Source organism: Hymenobacter defluvii (genome assembly GCF_017589435.1).
GTDB lineage: Bacteria > Bacteroidota > Bacteroidia > Cytophagales > Hymenobacteraceae > Hymenobacter > Hymenobacter profundi.
Window position 1 is genome coordinate 34082 of the sequence record NZ_JAGETX010000015.1, and the last position, 19343, is coordinate 53424.

Annotated in this window: 19 protein-coding genes; 8 read left to right on the plus strand and 11 right to left on the minus strand. The window is 55.1% G+C overall.

The window, feature by feature from the left end; all coding sequences use genetic code 11:
• Window positions 1-244: 244 nt before the first annotated feature.
• The 6 genes from J4D97_RS18450 (at window position 245) to J4D97_RS18475 (ending at window position 6562) form a co-directional block, all read left to right on the plus strand.
• Window positions 245-1123, plus strand: coding sequence for a M28 family peptidase (locus tag J4D97_RS18450; RefSeq protein ID WP_243900401.1), 879 nt, complete (start codon window positions 245-247; stop codon window positions 1121-1123).
• A gap of 412 nt (window positions 1124-1535) precedes the next feature.
• Window positions 1536-2618: a DegT/DnrJ/EryC1/StrS family aminotransferase gene (locus J4D97_RS18455; RefSeq protein ID WP_208308859.1), complete on the plus strand. Its 1083-nt coding sequence runs from the start codon at window positions 1536-1538 to the stop codon at window positions 2616-2618.
• An 85-nt stretch (window positions 2619-2703) separates the two neighbouring features.
• Window positions 2704-4167: a lipopolysaccharide biosynthesis protein gene (locus J4D97_RS18460; RefSeq protein ID WP_208308860.1), complete on the plus strand. Its 1464-nt coding sequence runs from the start codon at window positions 2704-2706 to the stop codon at window positions 4165-4167.
• A gap of 64 nt (window positions 4168-4231) precedes the next feature.
• The gene (locus tag J4D97_RS18465; protein ID WP_208308861.1) at window positions 4232-4942 is read left to right on the plus strand and encodes a WbqC family protein; all 711 of its coding nucleotides are present in this window, start codon (window positions 4232-4234) and stop codon (window positions 4940-4942) included.
• Entirely contained in the window at window positions 4939-5592 is a 654-nt protein-coding gene (locus J4D97_RS18470) for a hypothetical protein (protein WP_185281157.1), read from the plus strand. Before J4D97_RS18465 ends, J4D97_RS18470 begins: the two co-directional genes overlap by 4 nt.
• Window positions 5582-6562, plus strand: coding sequence for a glycosyltransferase family 2 protein (locus tag J4D97_RS18475; protein ID WP_208308862.1), 981 nt, complete (start codon window positions 5582-5584; stop codon window positions 6560-6562). Before J4D97_RS18470 ends, J4D97_RS18475 begins: the two co-directional genes overlap by 11 nt.
• A 96-nt stretch (window positions 6563-6658) precedes the next feature.
• Here the strand turns inward: J4D97_RS18475 and J4D97_RS18480 are convergent, their stop codons facing one another.
• The 5 genes from J4D97_RS18480 to J4D97_RS18500 form a co-directional block, all read right to left on the minus strand.
• Window positions 6659-7297, minus strand: coding sequence for an O-methyltransferase (locus J4D97_RS18480; RefSeq protein WP_208308863.1), 639 nt, complete (start codon window positions 7295-7297; stop codon window positions 6659-6661).
• On the minus strand, window positions 7294-8061 hold the full coding sequence (locus tag J4D97_RS18485; RefSeq protein WP_208308864.1) for a DUF4184 family protein: 768 nt from the start codon (window positions 8059-8061) through the stop codon (window positions 7294-7296). The genes J4D97_RS18480 and J4D97_RS18485 overlap by 4 nt, the downstream gene beginning before the upstream one ends.
• Before the next feature lie 53 nt (window positions 8062-8114).
• Window positions 8115-8555, minus strand: coding sequence for a YDG/SRA domain-containing protein (locus J4D97_RS18490; protein ID WP_208308865.1), 441 nt, complete (start codon window positions 8553-8555; stop codon window positions 8115-8117).
• Between the two features lie 159 nt (window positions 8556-8714).
• Window positions 8715-9947, minus strand: coding sequence for a M16 family metallopeptidase (locus J4D97_RS18495; protein WP_208308866.1), 1233 nt, complete (start codon window positions 9945-9947; stop codon window positions 8715-8717).
• A 167-nt stretch (window positions 9948-10114) separates the two neighbouring features.
• A complete protein-coding gene (locus tag J4D97_RS18500) occupies window positions 10115-11179 on the minus strand; it encodes a glycosyltransferase family 9 protein (protein WP_208308867.1) in 1065 nt (354 codons plus the stop codon).
• A gap of 665 nt (window positions 11180-11844) precedes the next feature.
• On the opposite strand from J4D97_RS18500, the gene J4D97_RS18505 reads away from it, so the two are divergent.
• Window positions 11845-13140, plus strand: a complete 1296-nt coding sequence (locus J4D97_RS18505) for an aminopeptidase P N-terminal domain-containing protein (RefSeq protein ID WP_208308868.1) — start codon at window positions 11845-11847, stop codon at window positions 13138-13140.
• A gap of 339 nt (window positions 13141-13479) precedes the next feature.
• A complete protein-coding gene (locus J4D97_RS18510; protein WP_208308869.1) occupies window positions 13480-14949 on the plus strand; it encodes an OmpA family protein in 1470 nt (489 codons plus the stop codon).
• Window positions 14950-15021: 72 nt separating this feature from the next.
• On the opposite strand, the gene J4D97_RS18515 is transcribed toward J4D97_RS18510, so the two are convergent.
• From J4D97_RS18515 to J4D97_RS18540, 6 genes are all read right to left on the minus strand, one after another.
• Entirely contained in the window at window positions 15022-15579 is a 558-nt protein-coding gene (locus J4D97_RS18515) for a DUF4252 domain-containing protein (protein ID WP_208308870.1), read from the minus strand.
• 43 nt (window positions 15580-15622) lie between these two features.
• The gene (locus J4D97_RS18520) at window positions 15623-17146 is read right to left on the minus strand and encodes a hypothetical protein (protein ID WP_208308871.1); all 1524 of its coding nucleotides are present in this window, start codon (window positions 17144-17146) and stop codon (window positions 15623-15625) included.
• 181 nt (window positions 17147-17327) lie between these two features.
• Complete coding sequence (locus J4D97_RS18525) at window positions 17328-17738, minus strand: EVE domain-containing protein (RefSeq protein WP_208308872.1); 411 nt, start codon at window positions 17736-17738, stop codon at window positions 17328-17330.
• Between the two features lie 92 nt (window positions 17739-17830).
• Complete coding sequence (locus tag J4D97_RS18530; RefSeq protein ID WP_208308873.1) at window positions 17831-18265, minus strand: hypothetical protein; 435 nt, start codon at window positions 18263-18265, stop codon at window positions 17831-17833.
• A gap of 75 nt (window positions 18266-18340) precedes the next feature.
• A complete protein-coding gene (locus J4D97_RS18535) occupies window positions 18341-18748 on the minus strand; it encodes a hypothetical protein (protein ID WP_208308874.1) in 408 nt (135 codons plus the stop codon).
• A gap of 59 nt (window positions 18749-18807) precedes the next feature.
• Window positions 18808-19194, minus strand: coding sequence for a hypothetical protein (locus tag J4D97_RS18540; protein WP_185281142.1), 387 nt, complete (start codon window positions 19192-19194; stop codon window positions 18808-18810).
• Between the last annotated feature and the right edge of the window lie 149 nt (window positions 19195-19343).

The following is a 19343-nucleotide window of genomic DNA, read 5'->3' on the forward strand; positions in this document are numbered from 1 at the left end:
TGGAGTGTGCCGGAGGTTGCAGGCAAGGCTACCACTGCGCCGGTTGTTGTAGCGCGCGCCTTGCTCGTGTATTCAGCTTCACGTTTTCCCCTAGGGTTTCACATGCAGTGTAAGTAGGGTAGGGCTGAGCGTAGAGTTGTAGAAACCACAACGGCTCCTTAGCTTGTCGGATATGTTTCACTGCCCTATTCGCTTGCTATTCGTTGGCGCATTGTTAGTTAGTACACTGTTCTGCACAAACGGTATGGCAGCACAGCTACCCGCTGCCGATACAGCGCAGTTGCGCCGCCACCTCGTAGCCCTGACTACCACGCCGCAACCCCGCAACTACCTTCACGAAGCCAGCCTGAACCAAGCCGCCGATTATATCAAAGCGGAACTGGCCGCCGCTGGGGCACACCCTACAGAACAGTCCTACCAGGTACAAGGCCGCATGTACCAGAATATTCTGAGCAGCTTTGGGCCAGTTGATGGGCCACGACTCGTTATTGGTGCCCACTACGATGTGTGCGGCGAGCAGCCCGGTGCCGACGACAACGGGACAGGTGTGGCTGCGCTATTGGAGCTGGCCCGCTTGCTTGGCCACCAGCCACTCACGTGCCGGGTCGATCTGGTGGCCTATACATTAGAAGAACCGCCGTTTTTTCGGACGCCGCAAATGGGTAGCTATGTGCATGCTCGCAGCCTGCACGAGGCCGGTGTGCCAGTGCGTGGTATGATAGCGCTAGAAATGCTGGGCTATTACGACGACCGCAAAAACTCGCAGGACTACCCTTTCAAGCCTTTGCGCTGGCTCTATGGCAGCCGCGGCAACTACGTAACAGTGGCGCAGAAATTTGGTAACGGCCGCTTTGGCCGGCGGTTTGCCCGCCTGTACAAGAAAACCGCCGCCCTACCCGTCAAGCGGTTCAAAGCCCCCGCCTGGCTGCCGGGCATCGACTTCTCCGACCACCTCAACTATTGGCATTTCGACTACCCCGCCGTGCTACTGACGGACACGGCCTTTTACCGCAACAAGCAGTACCACGAAGCCGCCGATACGCTCGACCGACTGGATTTGCGCCGGTTGGCCCTCGCCGTAGATGCCGTGCTGGCGACGGTAGTGCGGCTGGCAACGGAGTAAGCTACCCTTGCCAATCAGTATAGATGCCTGATGCGCTTGTGCTGCACGAACAAGCTTGCTTGAGAATAGCATAAAGGGACTCAGCAACCACCTGTTTCAAAAAAATCATTTTTCTAAAACGTTGGTAAGCAGGGGTATTTGCTTAATGAGATTGTCTGCCAGTCTGAATTAGAAGAGGGCCTTTTCGGTCTAGTACTGTCTTGCAGAAAGGGGCCAACTTCTGTGTAGTAAAGTCGTTATAGTCTCTACTGTGTTATATTTGTATAATAATGGTTATAAAAAATATAATTATTACATTAATTCACCAGCGTTGGCATTTGAACGAATCCAGCGTTGCACCAGCATAGAACAGGCATAAGCATCTTCGAATAGAAGAATTCCTGTTTTGCCTGCTGGTTGAAAAAACTCCTACATGATAAATGTTACAAAGCCTTTTCTGCCGCCTCAAGAGGAATACGACCACTACCTGCAGGGAATTTGGTCGAGAAAATGGCTGACTAACAATGGTCCGTTAGTCAATGAGCTGGAACTTACGCTAAAAAACTATTTTGGCGTGCCACACTTGTTCTACGTGACCAATGGCACCATTGCTTTGCAGCTGGCTATTAAAGCGTTAGATCTGCAGGGGGAAGTTATTACCACCCCGTTTTCTTTCGTTGCCACCACCAGCAGCATTGTGTGGGAGGGGTGTACCCCGGTCTTTGTCGACATCGACCCCGCCACGTATAATATTGATCCAGCGCTGATTGAGGCCGCTATTACGCCCCAAACCACGGCCATTCTGGCTACGCACGTGTTTGGCAATCCGTGTGCTGCGAAGGAAATAGGCTCAATAGCCGCCAAGCACAAGCTGCGCGTGATTTACGATGCAGCCCACGCGTTTGGCACCCAGTATCAGGGGCGCTCTGTGCTGCATCAAGGCGACATCAGCACCTTGAGCTTTCACTCCACCAAATTATTCCACACCATTGAAGGTGGCGCGCTCATCACGCACGACGCGGGCTTGGCCAACAAAATTGCGCACATGCGCAACTTCGGCTTCCATGGTCCCGAAACGTTCCAGGGGGTAGGCATCAACGGCAAGAACAGCGAGTTTCACGCCGCCATGGGTTTGTGCAACCTCAAGTACGTGCAGCAAATCCTGGATCGGCGGCATGAACTGACCGAGGTCTACCACCGCATGCTGAAGTCTTTGCAGGTAGGCAAGCCTTTCCTGCACCCCAATGCCGGCTTCAACTACGCCTACTACCCGGTTGTGTTTGAAAGTGAGGCGGTTTTGTTGCGAATGATTGATGCCATGCACGGCGTGTACGTCTACCCCCGGCGGTATTTCTACCCCTCCCTGGAAAAGCTGAGCTACGTGCGGCCTGGCCAGGAGATGCAGGTATCTTCCGATATTGCTTCCCGCGTATTGTGCCTCCCGCTGTATCACGAGCTATCGGTGGAGGAAGTGAAAATGATTTGTCGGGCTATTCTTCGCGCCGAACGGTATTGAGGGGGGGCTACTCAAAACGGCAGCGGTTAGTTAGGCCAACCGCCCCGGCGCCTTGCCTGATTTGTTGCGTACTTGCCGTGGATCTATGAAGGAAAAAACCTTAAAAGACCGCGCGGCCGTCAGCATGGTATGGCTCACGGGGGAACGATTCGGCAGCCTGATCAGTGATTTTCTGATTTCCGTTTTCCTTGCCCGGATTCTGGGTCCCAGCGAGTTTGGCCTGATAGCCATGGTAGCGGTTTTCATTGCCCTGTTGCAGCCGTTTACGGATGCGGGCCTGGGGAGCGCGCTGCTTCGGAAAAAAGACGCTACTCCCGAAGATTACGACACCGTGTTCTGGAGCAATCTGGGCTTGTCTGTTGCTGCCTACGCCATTGTGTTTGCCTGCGCGCCGCTGGTGGCGCAGTTTTACAAGCAGCCGTTGCTCACGGACATTATCCGGGTGCTGGGCATCAGCTTGATGTTGAACTCGTTGAATATCGTGCAGAACATTCGGCTGACGAAGCTGCTGGATTTTCGTACCATCAGCCTCCGGTCGCTGGTCAGTAATATTCTCTCCGGCGGTATTGGGTTGTATTTAGCCTATCGTGGGTGGAGCTACTGGGCGCTGGTGATGCGGCAACTGCTCAACGCGCTCATTACGAATGTGCTGTATTGGGCGGCGCGAGCGTGGTTTCCGTCGTTCAATTTCTCTACGGCTTCGTTCAAGGATTTCTTTGGGTTCGGCTCCAAAATGCTGCTTTCCAGCCTGCTCGATACGGGCTTTCGCAACATCTACCCGCTGCTGATTGGCAAGTTCTATTCGGCCTCTGCGCTGGGGTTCTATAACCGCGCTGTGAACCTGAAAGACATTCCGCAGACTCTGGTTTCGCAGGTCACCGGCCGGGTTTCCTACCCCGTTCTGATTGAGTTGCAGGACGATCCGCCCCGGTTGACGCAAGCCTACAAGCGCCTCATGCAGCTGGTGTCGTTTGCCTACTTCCCGATTCTGATGGGCCTGATGGGCCTGAGCAAGAGCGTGATACTGGTGCTGTTTACGGACAAATGGGCCAGCGCTATTCCCTTGCTGCAAGGCCTTGCGTTTGTGGGCCTGCTCTACCCCATTCATGCCCTGAACCTGAATATCCTGACGCTCAAAAAACGGTCTGATTTATTTCTCGTTCTCGAGATAATCAAGAAAGCATTGACGGTGGTGTTCCTGCTACTCACCTATCGGTGGGGCGTGATGGGCCTGATCTACGGGCAAATTGCCTTGTCATTCGTGGCCCTGATCATCAATACCCATTACTCCAAACAGCTGATTGCCTACGGTTTTGTGCACCAGTTGCGCGACTTGCTGCCTAGTTTCTGCACATCGCTTGCTATGGGCATGGCCCTGCTGTGGGGTAGTGAGCAGCTACAGGTTTTCACTTGGTGGACCTTGCTGATGTGGGTCGTAGTGGGCGGGGCCATTTACCTCACACTGTCGGCCATCTTCAACCGGAAAAACCTGCGCTACCTATACGATTTCTCCAGGGAGAAGTACCTCACCATGCGGATGGCCGGTTGACGGCTGCTTCGCTTCACAGCGAGAAGCCGCCCGCTTACCTACCCAGCCCAAATTAGTCTAGCCTATGAAAGTCGCCATCATGCAGCCGTATTTATTCCCCTACATCGGGTACTTCCAGCTGCTGGCCGCGGCCGACTTATTCGTGGTGTACGACGACGTGCACTACATCAAAAAAGGGTGGATCAACCGCAACCGCATTCTGCTACACGGAGCCGAGCATCTATTTACGTTGCCCTGCCTGAATGCCAGCCAAAACAAGCTCATTAATGAGGTAGAGGTAGACTGGGCAAGCAAAGAGGTGCGCAAAGTGCGCCTGACCATGGAAACGGCCTATCGGAAAGCGCCTTTTTTCGAACAGGTATACCCGTTGGTGCAACACGTATTGGAGGGTAGCGGCCCCGCTACCATTGCGGAGGTAGCTACCCACAGCATCCGGGCTGTGTGCGCCTACCTTGGCATTGATACGCCGATTGTCACCAGCTCGCAGCAGCCCTACCACAACACCCACCTCAGCAAAGGTGCCCGGCTGGTGGATATCGTGCAGCAAGAGGGCGGCGACCAGTACCTGAACCCCATCGGCGGCGAGGCGCTCTACACCAAAGAGTTCTTTGCTGAGCACGGCATTGCGCTGCACTTCGTGAAATCCCTACCTATCCGGTACGCGCAACCCGTGCCAGACAACGGATTTGTGCCCTGGCTTTCCATCCTGGATGTGCTGATGTACAACGAGAAAGAGACAGTTACAGCCTTTATACAAGACTACGAACTCCTATGAAAAACGTACTAATACTAGGCGGGCAGGGTAATGCCTCCGTTATTGGCAATGCCATATTGGATGCGGCCCAGCGGGGTAGCCAGGAATACCAGTTTTGCGGCTACGTAAACGACCGGGACGGTTGCGAAGAAATAGAAGGCTACCCCGTGAAGGGCGGGCTTCAGGACATTCCGCGTCTGCTGGAAGAAGGCTACTACTTCCTGAACACCATTTACAAGATAGATGGGCAGCGGGAGCGGATTGCGCTGTTCGAGTCGCTGAACATACCGGACGACCGGCTGGCTACCTTCGTGCACCCAACGGCTTACATTGCCGCCAACGTGGAGCTGGGGCCTGGGTGCGTGGTGATGCCCCACGCCATTATCTCGACCAGCGTAAAGCTGGGCAAGTGCACCCGCGTGATGATTGGGGCCATTGTCAGTCACAATTGCACCATTGGCGCCCACACGTTTGTGGCGGCCGGCTCTTGCTCGGGCTCCAACTTGCAAGTAGGCGAAGGCGTGCACATCAGCATGAACGCCACGGTACGGGAGTTTCTGACCATCGGCAATTACTCTACCCTGGCCATGGGCAGTGTGCTGCTGAAGGATGTAGGCGAGCTGGAAATCTGGGCCGGTAACCCAGCTAAAATGCTGCGCAATGCACAGTGAGGTGCCGCTGGTAAGCGTGCGGGTCATCACCTACAACCACGGGCGCTTTCTGCGAGAGTGCCTGGATGGGATTATGGCCCAGAAGACGTCTTTTCCTTTTGAAGTGGTAATTGGGGAAGATTGCAGCACCGACAACACCCGCCAGATTTGCCAGGAGTTTCAGGCGCGCTACCCTGATACCATCAAGTTGCTGCTGCACGCGCAAAACGTAGGTGCGCAGGCCAACGCCCGGCTGGCCCGTGAAGCCTGCACCGGCAAATACATTGCGTTCTGTGAAGGCGATGACTACTGGACCGACCCCACCAAGCTCCAGCAGCAGGTAGACTTCCTGGAGGCAAATCCGGCCTACGTGCTGTGCTTTCACAACTGCTGGATGAAGTTTGAGCAGCAGCCAGACCGGGAAATGGAGCTGTTTCATGACTACACCAAAGCCGACTACGCCATTCCGGACCTCATTGGAAAGTGGCTTATCCCTACTGCTTCCGTTGTATTTCGCAACCACCTCTTCACCGAGTATCCCGAGTGGCTGCGCAACGCGGTGGTAGGCGACACACCCTTTTATATTCTACTAGCTTCTTTTGGCTCGCTGAAACTAGTACCAGGTATTATGGCTGTATACCGTCGGCACGATGGGGGCGCCACTAACTTGCTACACGGATATCGCTACTGGGAGCGTATGATAGAATTGTATTGTGCTATAAATGAACATTTTAAACATCGGTACAGTAAAGAGATAATACCCGTTCTAAAGTGGTTTCACTACAAGCTAACTCAACTGGCCTTGCAAGACAACGACTTTGAAAAATATCGACATTATGCACAGCGCTCTTTGCTCTTTAACACAAAGATGTTGCTACGTTACCAGCATATCGGCATATTTCACTATCGTATTGCTTTCATGGGCCTGACAGCTATAAGTCCTCTATTTTTCAAAGTACGTGTCCAGCGACAAGTGCAAAATAAAGCGTAATAAAAGGCCTGGAATGCTCTGAAATCAGTGATAGTCAGAACTAACTTTCATGGCTAGAGCTGACCTCAGGTTTCGACCTGCTTTTACGTCCATAAACTACCGCTTGCGCACTAGCAGGAGCCCGTCGCGCAAGGGTAGGAACACGTTTTCCACCCGCTCGTCCTGCTGCACCTTATCGTTGAAGGCACGTACGGCCCAGGCGTCTTTGTCGCCGGCCTTGATGGGGTAGGAGGATAGGACCTTGCCGCTCCAGAATACGTTGTCGATCAGGATGAAACCACCTGGCCGCACCTGCGGCAGTACCAGCTCGTAGTAGGCGTCGTTATTGATTTTATCGGCGTCGATAAACACCATATCCCACTCGCCGGGTAGGGTAGGGAGTATTTCCAGAGCTTTCCCGATGTGCAGGTGTACTTGGTTGCTGAGGCCGGCCTCGGCCACGTAGCGCCGAATGCGGGTTTCCAGCTCGGGGTTTTGCTCCACGGTGTGCAGCTCGCCGTCGGCGGGTAGGCCCTCGGCTAGGCACAGGGCCGAGTAGCCCGTAAACGTGCCCAGCTCCAGCACCCGCCGCGGCCGGATCATGTGGCTGAGCATACTCAGCAACCTGCCCTGCAAGTGGCCCGACAACATCCGGGGAGCCAGCACCTGCACGTGTGTTTCGCGGTTGAGGCGAGCTAGCAAAGGCGTTTCGGGGGAGGTGTGGGCTTCGGCGTAGAGGTCAGTTTCGTCGGTCATGAAGAAGGGTAGGCGGTTTGCTCGGCGGGCCAGTCGTTGCGGAGTAGCTGTACGAAGGCCGAAGTAAGCACCACGGCCAGCACACTCGCGCTGATGCTTCCCACCAGCCCCGAAATGATGAAATCCATGCCGTAGTGATGGTGGCTGTACCAGGCAAAAATCAGCACAAATATGCTAAACAGCGCCGCAGTCAATAGCCAGAAAATAGCTTGCTGGCGTGTAGACACACGCGGCGGACGTCGCGTAACCGGCAACTGCCACACAAACCACAGCACTATCAGCACGCCTACTAGCGACGAGCCGTATTGCAGCCACACAAACAGCGGCCGGTTGTGCACGGTATCAATCAGAAAGGGAAGTTGGTGGGCAATGCGGCCCCGCGTGTGCGTCACACCATCCCACACCAAGTGCGACCCAGCGCCAATGATAATAGCCAGCAGCAGGCGCGGGCTCCACAGGTTGCTAAGGGGCCAACGCTGGGCAGCAAAGCGCCCAAACCGGCGCCGCAGAAACACCGGCATACTGCGCACCAGCGGCCGTTTCACCAGCCCATGAAACAAGCCCGTGAGCACCAATGCTAAGGGCAAGTCAAGCACAAAAATACCTACCGTAGAATGCCCGAAGCCGCCGCCCGGCCGCAGCCGCAGGAAATACTCAAAATCGGGCGACATGCTGCCTAGAATCAGGCCCGTAGCTGACAGCCAGCGGCGGCCTTTGTACAGCAACGGCACTACAATGGCCGGGTGAGCAAGGGTGAACGGCATACGGAGGAAGGGTAAGACAGCAAGGCACAGTAAGCCCGCAAAGTAACACGCAATCAGGTAGGGAAGGGGACCAGATGAAATTTCAACACCTGAAAGCCGGCTTTGCCTTGGGCGAAATAATGCTTTGTGACGCGGAATAATCCCTCGTAGCGAAACATCTCCCTACCCTCGTGCCTCACCTTATGTAGCACCCGTACGGGCCGGCCGGTTTCTTGGCTGCGACGCAGGGCTAGGTTACGCCCTGTCATTTCCTGGTTGGTCACCTGTCGACCAGTGCGTAGGTCGCGTCCGCCGCTGCCGGAATAGATGATTTCCTCCTCCGCAAACTCATCATCCTCGTACGCGCCAGCCAGCACAATCGAGTCGGCACCTTCGGCCTGCGTGCCGCTTACGCCCGCCCGCCGTGGCCGGTGCATTCCTACCAGCGACAATGCTAAGCGGTTCTCAAATAAGTCGCCCGGCCGGTAGGAAGCAATGTGGCCGAAAATAGGCATGCTAATAAGTTGGTAAAGGGGTAAAAAGGTGGCTGTTTTAAAACGGCTGTCATCCTGAGCTTGCGAAGGACCTTATCACGCTAGAACGATAGACGTCCTGCCATGATAAGGTCCTTCGCAAGCTCAGGATGACAGCCGTAAGATTACTCACCACTCACCTTACTCAGGCACGTACTGCAACACGCTCAAGTTATCCTCTCGCAGCACGTCATTGGCCATATCCAGCAATTCCGTAGCGGTGATAGTGCGCACCCGATCAAAGATTTCGGTGATGGGCTCCACGCGGTTCAGGTCCAGCGTACTCTTGGCGAGGAGCTGCATCAGGCCGCCGTTGCTTTCTTCGGCCATGGCCAATTGGCCCATGAGCTGCTCTTTGGCAGTGTGTAGCTGCAAGCCACCAAGGGGCTTTTCACGCAGCCTTTTCAACTCCTTTTGCACCAAGCCAATAGTACGGTTTACCTGCTTTTTCTCAGTGCCGAAGTAGATACCGAACATGCCCGTATCGGTGTAAGGCGAGTAGGTGGAGTCGATGGCGTAGACCAAGCCGAATTTCTCGCGCACACCCAGATTCAGACGTGAGTTCATGCCGGGACCGCCCAGCACGTTGTTGAGCAGGAAAAACGGAATCCGGCGGTCATCATCAATAGCATAGGCCGGGCCACCGATGAGGCAGTGCGCCTGCGTGATAGGCTTACGCTCCAGCAGCTCGCGGCGCTGGTAGCCAGCAAAGCTGGTGCGGGGCCGGTCGCCCAGTTGGGCAGGTAGGGGCGCCAGGTATTTCTCGGCCAGGCGCTTCACCTCCTTAAATGGCAGGTTACTCACGGAACTGAACACCAGCCGGTCGGTGCGCACATTTTCGCTCAGGAACTGCCGGAAATCGGCCTGCTGAAAGCTGCTCACGCTCTGGCGTGTGCCTAGGATGTTGTGCCCTAGGGCGTGCTGCCCAAAAATTACCTCGTCAAAATCATCAATAATAGCGTCGTCGGGCGCGTCGAGGTACATCGACATTTCTTCCAAGATCACGCCGCGCTCCTTCTCGATTTCTTTCTCAGGGAATACTGAGTGGAAGGTGAGGTCAGTCAGCAGCTCGAAGGCCCGCTCGAAATGCGTGCTGAGCAGCGAGGCGTAGAAGCAGATTTTTTCCTTGGTGGTGTAGGCATTCAGCTCGCCGCCAACGGTTTCAAGGCGGTTGAGAATGTGGAAGCTCTTGCGGCGCTCAGTGCCTTTGAAGGCCATGTGCTCCCAGAAGTGCGCTAAGCCCTGCTGCTCGGGGCGCTCATCGCGCGAGCCAATATCAAGCAGAAAGCCGCAGTGCGCGATTTTAGTGTGAGGTACCTGTTTATGGAGTACCCGAATGCCGTTGGGCAGTTCGAGCAAATCGTAGTCGAGCATTCGTCGGGAAAAGCAGAAAAGTAGAAAGGCAAAAACCCCGGCGGGCCGGGGTAGGGGCCGGCCGGGCTACTATAACAGCCAAGCCCGGTGCGTAGTTGCAAAGGTACGTGCTGCATGAGGGCAACGTACAAAAAGAGCAACAAAAGCCAACGAAATACGCCGCTGCCTTAGGCCCGCATCAGCTCGCGATATACCACTTCCTGGGGCGCGACCATACGCTGCAGCCGTTCTGCCTCGGCCAGTGGGGCCAACAGCTGAGCTGTGCCGATGCCCCGGCCGCACAGAAAATGCGTGAGCGGGCATTGGGCATACCCCGTCACGTCGCAGGAGCGGCACTCCAGGTCTGCTGCCGATTCTACTACCCAGGCCTGTGGGCTGAGCGGCCCGAAGCCGAAGGTGGGTGCCGTAGAGCAGTACACCGCGCAGGTAGGCGCCGCCACCGCCGAGCACAGGTGCAGCATGGCCGAATCGAGCACGTAGTTGAGTACGGCCCCGCGTAGCAGCACCGCCGTAGCCAGCACCGATAACCGCCCAGCCAGATTAACAACTCCCGAACGGTGGCTACGTGCGGCTAGCTCCGCGCACAAGGCGGCGTCGGCGGTAGTACCTACCAAGTATACTGGGTAGCAGGAGGGTAGGGCGGCCAGCAGCTTCAGCCATTGCTCGGTGGGCAACTGCCGGGTGCGCTGGTCGGCGCCGGGTGCCAGGCACAAGTAGTTACCCGCCAGCGTATAGGGCATGGCTGCCTCCACATCGGCGAGGGTAGGGTAGAGGCGTGGCAGCGTAAGGGGCGTGTAGGCGGGTGGAGCCAGCAGTTGCAGGTTGCGCGCCACCTCGTGCGTATCAGTTGCAATGAAATACGGAACGGCCCGCGTGAAGCCCGTAGATAACGGATTTTTAGTAAATCCAATTCTTTCCTCGGCGCCAGAAAAAGCGGTTAGCAAGCCTGTGGCTGTAGAGTGCTGTAAATTAATGACCCGGTGGTAGTTAACCGCCCTGATCTGCCGCAGTAGCTGATGGGCAACGGGTAGTTTAATCTGTGATTTTTCTACTGTAAGTATCTGATTTATAAAAGGATGATTTTGTAACACACTAGTGTGTTCTTGCTGAATCAACACATCTAAAATACTGGTTGGTTCTATCAGACGAAGGTATTCGATTAGAGCTGTGAGCAGAATAACATCAGCCAACGAGCCAGTTTGAATAAGTAGGGTAGAGCGGTTAGGGAGCATTGCTGTATCGGAAAAAGCCAACTGTATAGAAAAGCAACTTTATTGGTATAGTGCAAAATGACGGCCAAATTTTATTCCTTCCCTTATAACCCGTAACATCAATAGGCTATGCGTATTCCTGTTCGGCTTCCAAACTAGCTGGGCAACATGTTGATGCGTGCCGGTTTTATGCTCTCCTTGCACCAATTTCACTCCCTCTACTCATCTGCATTTCGTTACAAAAGCCGAGGTAGCGTCACTGGTGCTACTGCTGTTGCCGGTTGGTGCATCTGCTGTTGTGCATTCTCTGCCTAAGTCTATGTGGGAAGGAGAAGTGGGCGTTTTAGTCGGTGGCTCCGGCGGCGGCACGGGCCATTTGCTGCCTACTACAACCTGCTTACTTCTTCTGCTACCCTATTAGGGGTTGCAAGCGCTGGCGTGCCCCGCTTGCAAGCCTCACGCGCATGCTCTCCTACTTCCATTTGGCAGCACCGCGCCGATGAATACCTAGCACTGCTACCCCACCCGCCCTGCCTTATGCACCTCAGCAATGCCCAACTGATGGCTGCGGCGTAGCGCTTGCTGGTGGGGTAGGGAATAGCTTTTCGGGACAATCGCCGGCTCAATCTGTTAACTTGCTGCGGCGCTATTTTGGCGTCGTCCTCATCTTCTATCCTGTCTTTTCCATGCGCTACGGCCCCATCGACCCACAGTTATTCATCGAAAACCGCCGCCATTTCAAGGTCTTATTACCCCCGGCGTCGCTGGCTATTTTCAATGCCAACGACATCATGCCCACCAATGCCGACGGCACCATGGCGTTTCGGCAAAACAACGATTTGTTCTACCTGTCCGGCGTCGATCAGGAGGAAAGCATCCTGGTAATCTTCCCCGATGCCAAGTTGCCGCAGTACCGCGAAATTCTGTTCCTGCGCGAAACCAGCGAGCATATTTTGGTGTGGGAAGGCTACAAGCTCACCAAAGACCAGGCCCGCCAACAGTCGGGAGTGCCCACCATCATGTGGCTCGACTCGTTTAAATCGGTGCTGCCGGCCTTGATGAATGAGGCTGAAAATGTGTATTTAAACACCAACGAGCACATTCGGGCTGTGGTGGAGGTGGAAACTCGCGATGCTCGCTTTGGCAAGTGGCTGCGCGAAGCCTACCCCCTGCATCAGTACCGTCGCGTGGCTCCACTCATGCACCGGCTGCGCGCTATTAAAAGCGATGAGGAAGTCCGGCTGATGCGCCAGGCTGCCGACATCACCGATAAAGCGTTTCGCCGCCTACTGGGCTTTGTGAAGCCGGGCGTGATGGAATACGAGATTGAGGCTGAAATCTTTCACGAGTTCCTGCGCAATGGCTCGCGCGGGCCGGCCTACAGCAGCATTATTGCCTCGGGCGAAAATGCCTGCATCCTGCACTACGTCAGCAACGAGCGTGAGTGCAAAGATGGCGATGTGCTGCTGATGGACTTTGGGGCCGAATACGCCAACTACGCCGCCGATTTGTCGCGCTCCATCCCGGTGAATGGCAAGTTCACCAAGCGCCAGCGCGATGTGTACGAGGCTGTGTTGAGCGTGATGAAGTTTGCCACCTCGCAGCTAGTGGCTGGCAACAACATTGAGGAGTACCACGCCGCCGTGGGGCGCCGCATGGAGCAGGAGCTGATTAAGCTGGACCTGCTCAACGCCAACGACGTGAAGAACCAAGACCCCGCCGCGCCCCTGTATAAGAAATACTTTATGCACGGCACCTCTCACTACCTGGGCCTCGATGTGCACGATGTAGGCGACAAATACCGGGTGTTTGAGCCGGGCATGGTGTATACCTGCGAGCCAGGTATTTACATCAGGGAAGAAGGCCTTGGCATACGCCTGGAAAATGATATTCTCATCACGGAAACCGGCAACGATGACCTGATGAAAAACATCCCGTTAGAGGCAGATGATATTGAGCGCCTGATGCAAGCCGGACGCTGATACAGCGCTATCACTAGCGTTCAACTGAAATTCCCGCCGTGCTGCCAACGTGTAGCATGACGGGAATTTTAATTTCTGATCGGAGTTTCTGAGGCTCTGTTTGTTATATTCAATGAATAAAATATATTTTTTTATGCTGGGAAATAAGGCCTAAAATGCGGTCGATTTGCTTGAAAATGGGCTTTATAGGGTAGTAAATCAGTATAGGGTATACGTGACCGAATACGCACTTACTACAACTTTATTCTCCCTAGAACGGTATAGGCAGCATATTCCGCCTCATACTCTCTCCCATATTGAGCGGATCTATTACAAGTTTTACCCAATTTTTTCTCTTCTATGAGACACCTTTTAACCACAACGGCGGCACTCGGACTAGCCATGTTCGCAGCCGCCCCCAAAGCCCAGGCACAGACCTCTGACCACAAGACGGTGATTGGCCTCTCAGCCAATGCCTTCCAGTATAAAGGCAACCTGGGTTCTGATTATTGGGACTTCAGCCGCTCCAAGTGGGGCCCTGGTATCTCTATCAACCAGTACATCGCTCCCGGCTTGAGCATCGGTCTGCAAGGCAGCTATGCTGAGCTGAAGAAGTCGATAGGCACCAACGGTAGCAACTTTGCTACGAACATCGTAAGCGCCAATGTACCGATCAAGCTAATGCTGAACAACGGCTGGGCGCTGAAAGAGGATGCCTTTATCCAGCCCTACATCCTGTTGGCACCTGGTATCCTCTACTACAGCCGCGAAGGCCAGTACCGCCTCAACAATGTGAACAGCAACATCAATGCTGACGAGACCAAATTTGCTGGTCAGGCAGGTTTAGGTATTAACTTCCGCATCAGCGACAACATCGGCATCTTCGTGCAGACCTCGCAGGTAGTAGGCTACAAAGCCAACCTCGACGGTAGCCCGGGCGGCGACAACGATGGCTGGGATGACCGTTTCTTGCAGCACTCGGCTGGCCTGAACATCGCGTTTGGCAAGCCAAAGGATGAGGACATGGACGGTGTTCCAGACCGCAAAGACAAGTGCCCCGGTACTCCTGCTGGTGTAGCAGTAGACGAAAACGGCTGCCCACTTGATGGCGACGGCGACGGTGTTCCAGATTACCAGGATAAGTGCCCCACCGAGAAAGGCTTGGCTTCGCTGGAAGGCTGCCCCGACCGTGACGGAGACGGTGTACGTGACTCAGAAGACGAATGCCCCGACCAGGCTGGTCTGCCCGCACTGCGCGGGTGCCCTGACTCTGACGGCGACGGCGTAGCTGACAAAGACGACAAGTGCCCCAACACCCCTGCTGGTACCCAGGTTGACGCAACCGGCTGCCCAGTAGTAGTAGACTCTGACGGTGACGGCGTGAATGACGACGTGGATAAGTGCCCCGGTACTCCAGCTGGCGTAACGGTTGACTCGACTGGTTGCCCGCTGCCTATCCCCGCTGAAATCCGCAAGCTGGAGCAACCCATCCGCTTCGAAACCAACAGCACAGTAATCCAGCGCAGCTCGTACACTACCCTCGATAAGATGGTACAAGTACTGAACGACCACCCCGAGTATAGCCTCCGCATCTCGGGCTACGCTGACAGCCGCGGTACCGATGAGTACAACCAAGGCCTGTCGGAGCGTCGCGCTGAGTCGGCTAAGACGTACTTCACTGGCAAAGGCATCGACACGAACCGTATCCCAACGGAAGGTTTCGGCGAAAGCAAGCCAGTTGTTCCGAACACCTCGCGTGCTAACATGGCGAAAAACCGCCGCGCCGAGTTCAAGTTCGAATTCTACATCCCTAGCCAGCCGCAACCCTAATCCTGCACTGCGCTAAAGCAAAAGGGGCGAACCATTGGTTCGCCCCTTTTTTGTGTTGATTGAATTATCAGATTACGGCGCGGTTTCGCGTACCACATTGGGTAGGAACTCAGCCAGTCGCTCGGCCTGTGCCCGCGTAAAGTTGCCGCTTACATCGAGCAGCACAAACGAGTCGGGGGCGCTGTTGAGGTGGCCGGTGGCTACCATCTCCTGCACTTGGTCGCCCTGCTGCCGAACGGCGTAGCGCAATGCCGTATCGTTATCAGGGGCCGATACGGCCAAGGGGGTGTACCGCTCGTTTTTTAGTAAACCGTCTACTTCCTGGCTCAGCCCTTCGTTGGTAAGCTTCAGCGCCCCCGATGAAGTAGGTGTAAAGGCCAACACCTTACAGCTTCGGATAGCCGTTAGCGCCTGCGCTAGGTCGTTGTCGCCGCCTAGCTTGCCCAGGCGGCCTAGCAGTAGCCGCGTAGTCAGCCCCGCCGACCACTCGGTGGTGCGGAAGCCGGGGCGGCCATCGTACTTGCGAAAAAACTCGGCCACGGTACGGGCCGGCGTGCCGGGGCCACTGGCCCGGCAGCCACTTAGCAGCAGCGCCAGCGCGGCTATTAAGGAAAAAGCATAACGTTTCATGCGCCTAAATTGCGCCAAATTCCGCTGCTATGCTTTGGGCAACTTACTTCGCAGTCATTTTGTCGAACGCCACGGCATTCAGGAAATACACGTCGCGGTTGGTACCATTGGTGGCTCTAATGTGCTGGTAGCCAAAGGCCAGAAAGCGACTGCCGTACCAGGCCAGCATACCTTGTTGGGTGGCGTTGTTGGCCTTTTCCTTGTTGTCGCTGAGGGTGGTTTGCACGGGCACCATCAGGTCGTTGGAAGAGGCATTGGCACCGTCGATCAGCTTGTAGCGAATGCGATACTCATCGAGGTAGGCCAATACAAACCGCCGGCCATCGGGTAGGGGACGCAGCTGCACCATCTCCACCAAATCATAGCTGCGAGCATCTTTCAAGACAAACGTATTGTCCCACAACAGATTGCCCTCATGGTCGAAGCCGCAGACGATGGCGTGGGTAGTATAATAGCCCTCGGTGTTGTTGCCGTAAGCGCCCAGCGGAACACCTGAGTTGGGCTGGTAGGGCACCGTGTTGCGAAAGCGCTGATTGTATACCTCGCCTACCAGCACATACCCATAGGAGGTGGGCAATAGTTCGTGCGTGAGCAAACGGTAGTGCAGGCGGAGGTTGCGGTTGGTGGCGCGCATTTGCTCGCCACGTACTTTCAGCCGCACTGCTCGCTTGGGCGACACAAAATCGAAGAAGTGCTTCAGGTTCAGGAAATCGTAGAAGCGCAGGCTGCGGCGGCTGCCCGTGAGGGTAGGCGCCTCGTTCAGATCAGCCACAAACAGGCCCTGGGCGTAGCGCGTGTCGCGCAGGCTGTAGGTGCCCAGCAGCAGCCGGTCGCGGAGGCCAGGGCTGAGTTGAGCCATAAGCAGGTTCCGGTCGCTTTCGGCCTGCACAAACTCTGAGCGTAGCAGCTGGCCTTCCGCCGACAGCTCTTTCACTTGCAGGCGTGTTTTATAACCGTTGGTCTGGCTGCTGATGAAATCGACGCGCTGCGCTAATGGGTCGACGGCAAAGGTGAAGTTGGTAGGCAGCTGCTCGTAGATGGCGGGAAGCGCGCTGATGCGGTTGCGGCGCAAGTTCAGCAGCAACGCTGTCAGATGATTTTCAACCATCACCGTCAGGAACGCCTGCCCGCGCAACACCCGAAAATCGTAGATACTGCGCACGTCTTCCGCCTCAAACATGTGCGCGTACAATACGCCCGTCTGAGCATCCAGCTCGGCTATCCACAGCTGCTTGCCTAGCAAATCGGGCCGGAACAGCGCGTAGACCATCATGCCATCGGAGGTGAGCCGATCAAAGGAAAAGCCCTTGGGCACCTCCAACGGCGACGACCACACGGGCCGCAACTGGTAGTCATATTTCTGAAAGCTGAGCGTAGTAGTGAAAGCGCCGGGCTTCAGCTGCTCCACTAGCAACACCACACTACTATCGGCGGGTAGGGGCTGAATGCTGACTTCGCTGTTGTAGGCATCCAGGGGTAGCTCCAGACGGGCGGGCTGCGTGGGCTCCTCGGCGGCCAGCGCCGAGCCTATACACAGCCAGAGCAAGGGTAGTAAAAATAGCTTCATCGATAGGTGTAGAAAGGGCGTAGTGGTAGAATTACGATAAATCAACCAGAAAAGCCAGCGCCCACGGGTTGGTTTATTACTACCTGATGCTAATAGACACCGTTTTCCACAAAAAAGCCGGCCGTACGTGAAGTAAAGCCGGCTTAGATAACAGCTGGAAGAGCCTAGAGAGGTAGGTCTCTTACCTTGCGCCTAGCTCTAATAAGGTGTCAAACTCCTCGGGCCGTAACGGCATCACCGACAGCCGCGACTGACGCAACAAGGCTATTTGAGTTAGGCGCTCATCGGCCTTGATTTGGGCCAGCGACACGGGTTGAGGTAGGGCCTCGCGCGGGGCTAGGGCTACGGCTACCCACGGGCTGCCCGTTTCGGCAGTAGTGTCGGGGGCGGCGGGGGCTACTACCTCGGCTACACCTACCACTTCTTTGTCGGATACACTGTGGTAGAACAGCACCAGATCTTGGGGCTGCATCTGCTGCAAAAAGTTGCGGGCCTGGTAGTTGCGCACGCCCGTCCAGTCGGTGCGGCCTTCTTGCAGAAAATCCTGCCAGGAGTATTTTTCGGGTTCGGATTTAACGAGCCAGTAGTTCATAGAAAGCAAACGGAAAATGAGAACTACAAACTTATAACAAAGCGGCCTACCCGGATTATGCCAGGTAGGCCGCTTCAGTAGGGTAGCAGTTGCTATCTTAGGTAGCGGGCGCGCAGCAAATCACCGCTGGCCGACACAATCTGCACCTGAAAATCGGGCCTGGAGTTGTCGTTGAGATGCACGTAGAAAATCGTTTTATCATCATTCTGCGACCAAACGCCCTGGTGTTGAGTAGGGCCAGGACCAATACCGGGCGCGATGTAGAGCAGGGTGCCATCTTTCTCAAAGCGGAAGCCGTCGCCGCCTTCAAATGGCATATTGTAACGCACTGGTTGCTCAACCCACGTGTAGTTATCCGGGCGGTAGGTAGGCGTTTCATCCGACTTGGCCTCGTAGGAATTCAACCATAGTTGACCAAACAAGTACGAATTCACTGCCTCCGGCGACACGGTCTCATCATCCGCGGAGCAAGCACTAAACAATAAGTTGGCGAGCAAAAAGCAGCCGAGAAGTACTAAAAAGCGCATATACAGTAGTGAATCTAGACAAGCAGTGACGTAACGTAAAAAGGAGCCATATCTTGCCCCAAACGTTGCACGTGGCTATTGCACTTGCTCTACTTTTAAGACTTCTGGCGTTAGCTCAACAACTTTCAACTTGTAGTCGGAGCCATACTGCGCGGAAAGATGGCCGTGAAGGATGTTCGAGCTCTCCCAGGTCCATATTCCTACTTCTTCCGGGATAGAACCTCCATCATTAGGAGCCGGGCTGTAGTGAACTAAACGCCCATCCGTATGGAAAAGATAACCTGAGCGCGGCCACGAGGGCGGAAACGAGTAACCTTTAGGCCGATAAACCTGAATAGCGCTGTTCGCCGCTTCTTCTTCGTGCGACCTCAGCCAGATTCGGTCAACTAGCTGGGTCTGCGTCGGCGCAACATCAGCGTCCGACTCGCAAGAAGCCAACTGTAAAAACAGAAATACTGCAAAAAATAGTGTTAGCAGACGCATGTAAGAGAAGGAGTAATAATTTCAACCAAGAGCCTCCTTGCTGCCCCAAACGTTGCACGCTACTTTTCTAGCCGTCGTACTTTTAACACATTATTTTCCAGGGAGACGATTTCCAGGCGGTAATCTGGCTCCTGTTTGTCTTCCAGGGAAATAAGAACGGTGTTGTCGCCGTCCATTTTCCAAGTGCCTTCGTGGCCTTCCAAGCCATCGGTGGGGGCAATGTCGTATTGCGTGAACAAGCCGGCGCGGTCGAAGGCAAAGCCAGTGCGGCCCCGTGAGGGCGGAAACGCATAGGTGTTGGGCCGGTAGACCAAGACGCCCTCCTGGTCTTCCTCGTGGGCGTGCAACCAAGTGCCTTCCAGTTTGCGCAGGTTGATACTGGACTGCGTGCAGGTAGCGGCCAAAAACAAGATGCTTAGGAAGGCAAGGAAAGTAAAAAGACGCATAATACTCAGAGCAAGGAGATGAAAACGGCACGGGCAACAAAAAACGCAGCGCCCGGCTCGAAACCTACGTAGTGTTGTATACGGTAACTACCGCGCTGGGGTCCGCTGGAGCAAAACCGGGCTTAAGCTACCAGTTTGCCCGTATCTTT

What these genes read in the sequence shown, in the direction of transcription:
- J4D97_RS18485 (WP_208308864.1), bottom strand. Translation starts at nt 8,061, where the DNA reads ATGCCGTTCACCCTTGCTCACCCGGCCATTGTAGTGCCGTTGCTGTAC.
- J4D97_RS18530 (WP_208308873.1), bottom strand. Translation starts at nt 18,265, where the DNA reads ATGCGCTTTTTAGTACTTCTCGGCTGCTTTTTGCTCGCCAACTTATTG.
- J4D97_RS18515 (WP_208308870.1), bottom strand. Translation starts at nt 15,579, where the DNA reads ATGAAACGTTATGCTTTTTCCTTAATAGCCGCGCTGGCGCTGCTGCTA.
- J4D97_RS18460 (WP_208308860.1), top strand. Translation starts at nt 2,704, where the DNA reads ATGAAGGAAAAAACCTTAAAAGACCGCGCGGCCGTCAGCATGGTATGG.
- J4D97_RS18500 (WP_208308867.1), bottom strand. Translation starts at nt 11,179, where the DNA reads ATGCTCCCTAACCGCTCTACCCTACTTATTCAAACTGGCTCGTTGGCT.
- J4D97_RS18540 (WP_185281142.1), bottom strand. Translation starts at nt 19,194, where the DNA reads ATGCGTCTTTTTACTTTCCTTGCCTTCCTAAGCATCTTGTTTTTGGCC.
- J4D97_RS18475 (WP_208308862.1), top strand. Translation starts at nt 5,582, where the DNA reads ATGCACAGTGAGGTGCCGCTGGTAAGCGTGCGGGTCATCACCTACAAC.
- J4D97_RS18465 (WP_208308861.1), top strand. Translation starts at nt 4,232, where the DNA reads ATGAAAGTCGCCATCATGCAGCCGTATTTATTCCCCTACATCGGGTAC.
- J4D97_RS18455 (WP_208308859.1), top strand. Translation starts at nt 1,536, where the DNA reads ATGATAAATGTTACAAAGCCTTTTCTGCCGCCTCAAGAGGAATACGAC.
- J4D97_RS18490 (WP_208308865.1), bottom strand. Translation starts at nt 8,555, where the DNA reads ATGCCTATTTTCGGCCACATTGCTTCCTACCGGCCGGGCGACTTATTT.
- J4D97_RS18480 (WP_208308863.1), bottom strand. Translation starts at nt 7,297, where the DNA reads ATGACCGACGAAACTGACCTCTACGCCGAAGCCCACACCTCCCCCGAA.
- J4D97_RS18520 (WP_208308871.1), bottom strand. Translation starts at nt 17,146, where the DNA reads ATGAAGCTATTTTTACTACCCTTGCTCTGGCTGTGTATAGGCTCGGCG.
- J4D97_RS18505 (WP_208308868.1), top strand. Translation starts at nt 11,845, where the DNA reads ATGCGCTACGGCCCCATCGACCCACAGTTATTCATCGAAAACCGCCGC.
- J4D97_RS18470 (WP_185281157.1), top strand. Translation starts at nt 4,939, where the DNA reads ATGAAAAACGTACTAATACTAGGCGGGCAGGGTAATGCCTCCGTTATT.
- J4D97_RS18535 (WP_208308874.1), bottom strand. Translation starts at nt 18,748, where the DNA reads ATGCGTCTGCTAACACTATTTTTTGCAGTATTTCTGTTTTTACAGTTG.
- J4D97_RS18525 (WP_208308872.1), bottom strand. Translation starts at nt 17,738, where the DNA reads ATGAACTACTGGCTCGTTAAATCCGAACCCGAAAAATACTCCTGGCAG.
- J4D97_RS18495 (WP_208308866.1), bottom strand. Translation starts at nt 9,947, where the DNA reads ATGCTCGACTACGATTTGCTCGAACTGCCCAACGGCATTCGGGTACTC.
- J4D97_RS18510 (WP_208308869.1), top strand. Translation starts at nt 13,480, where the DNA reads ATGAGACACCTTTTAACCACAACGGCGGCACTCGGACTAGCCATGTTC.
- J4D97_RS18450 (WP_243900401.1), top strand. Translation starts at nt 245, where the DNA reads ATGGCAGCACAGCTACCCGCTGCCGATACAGCGCAGTTGCGCCGCCAC.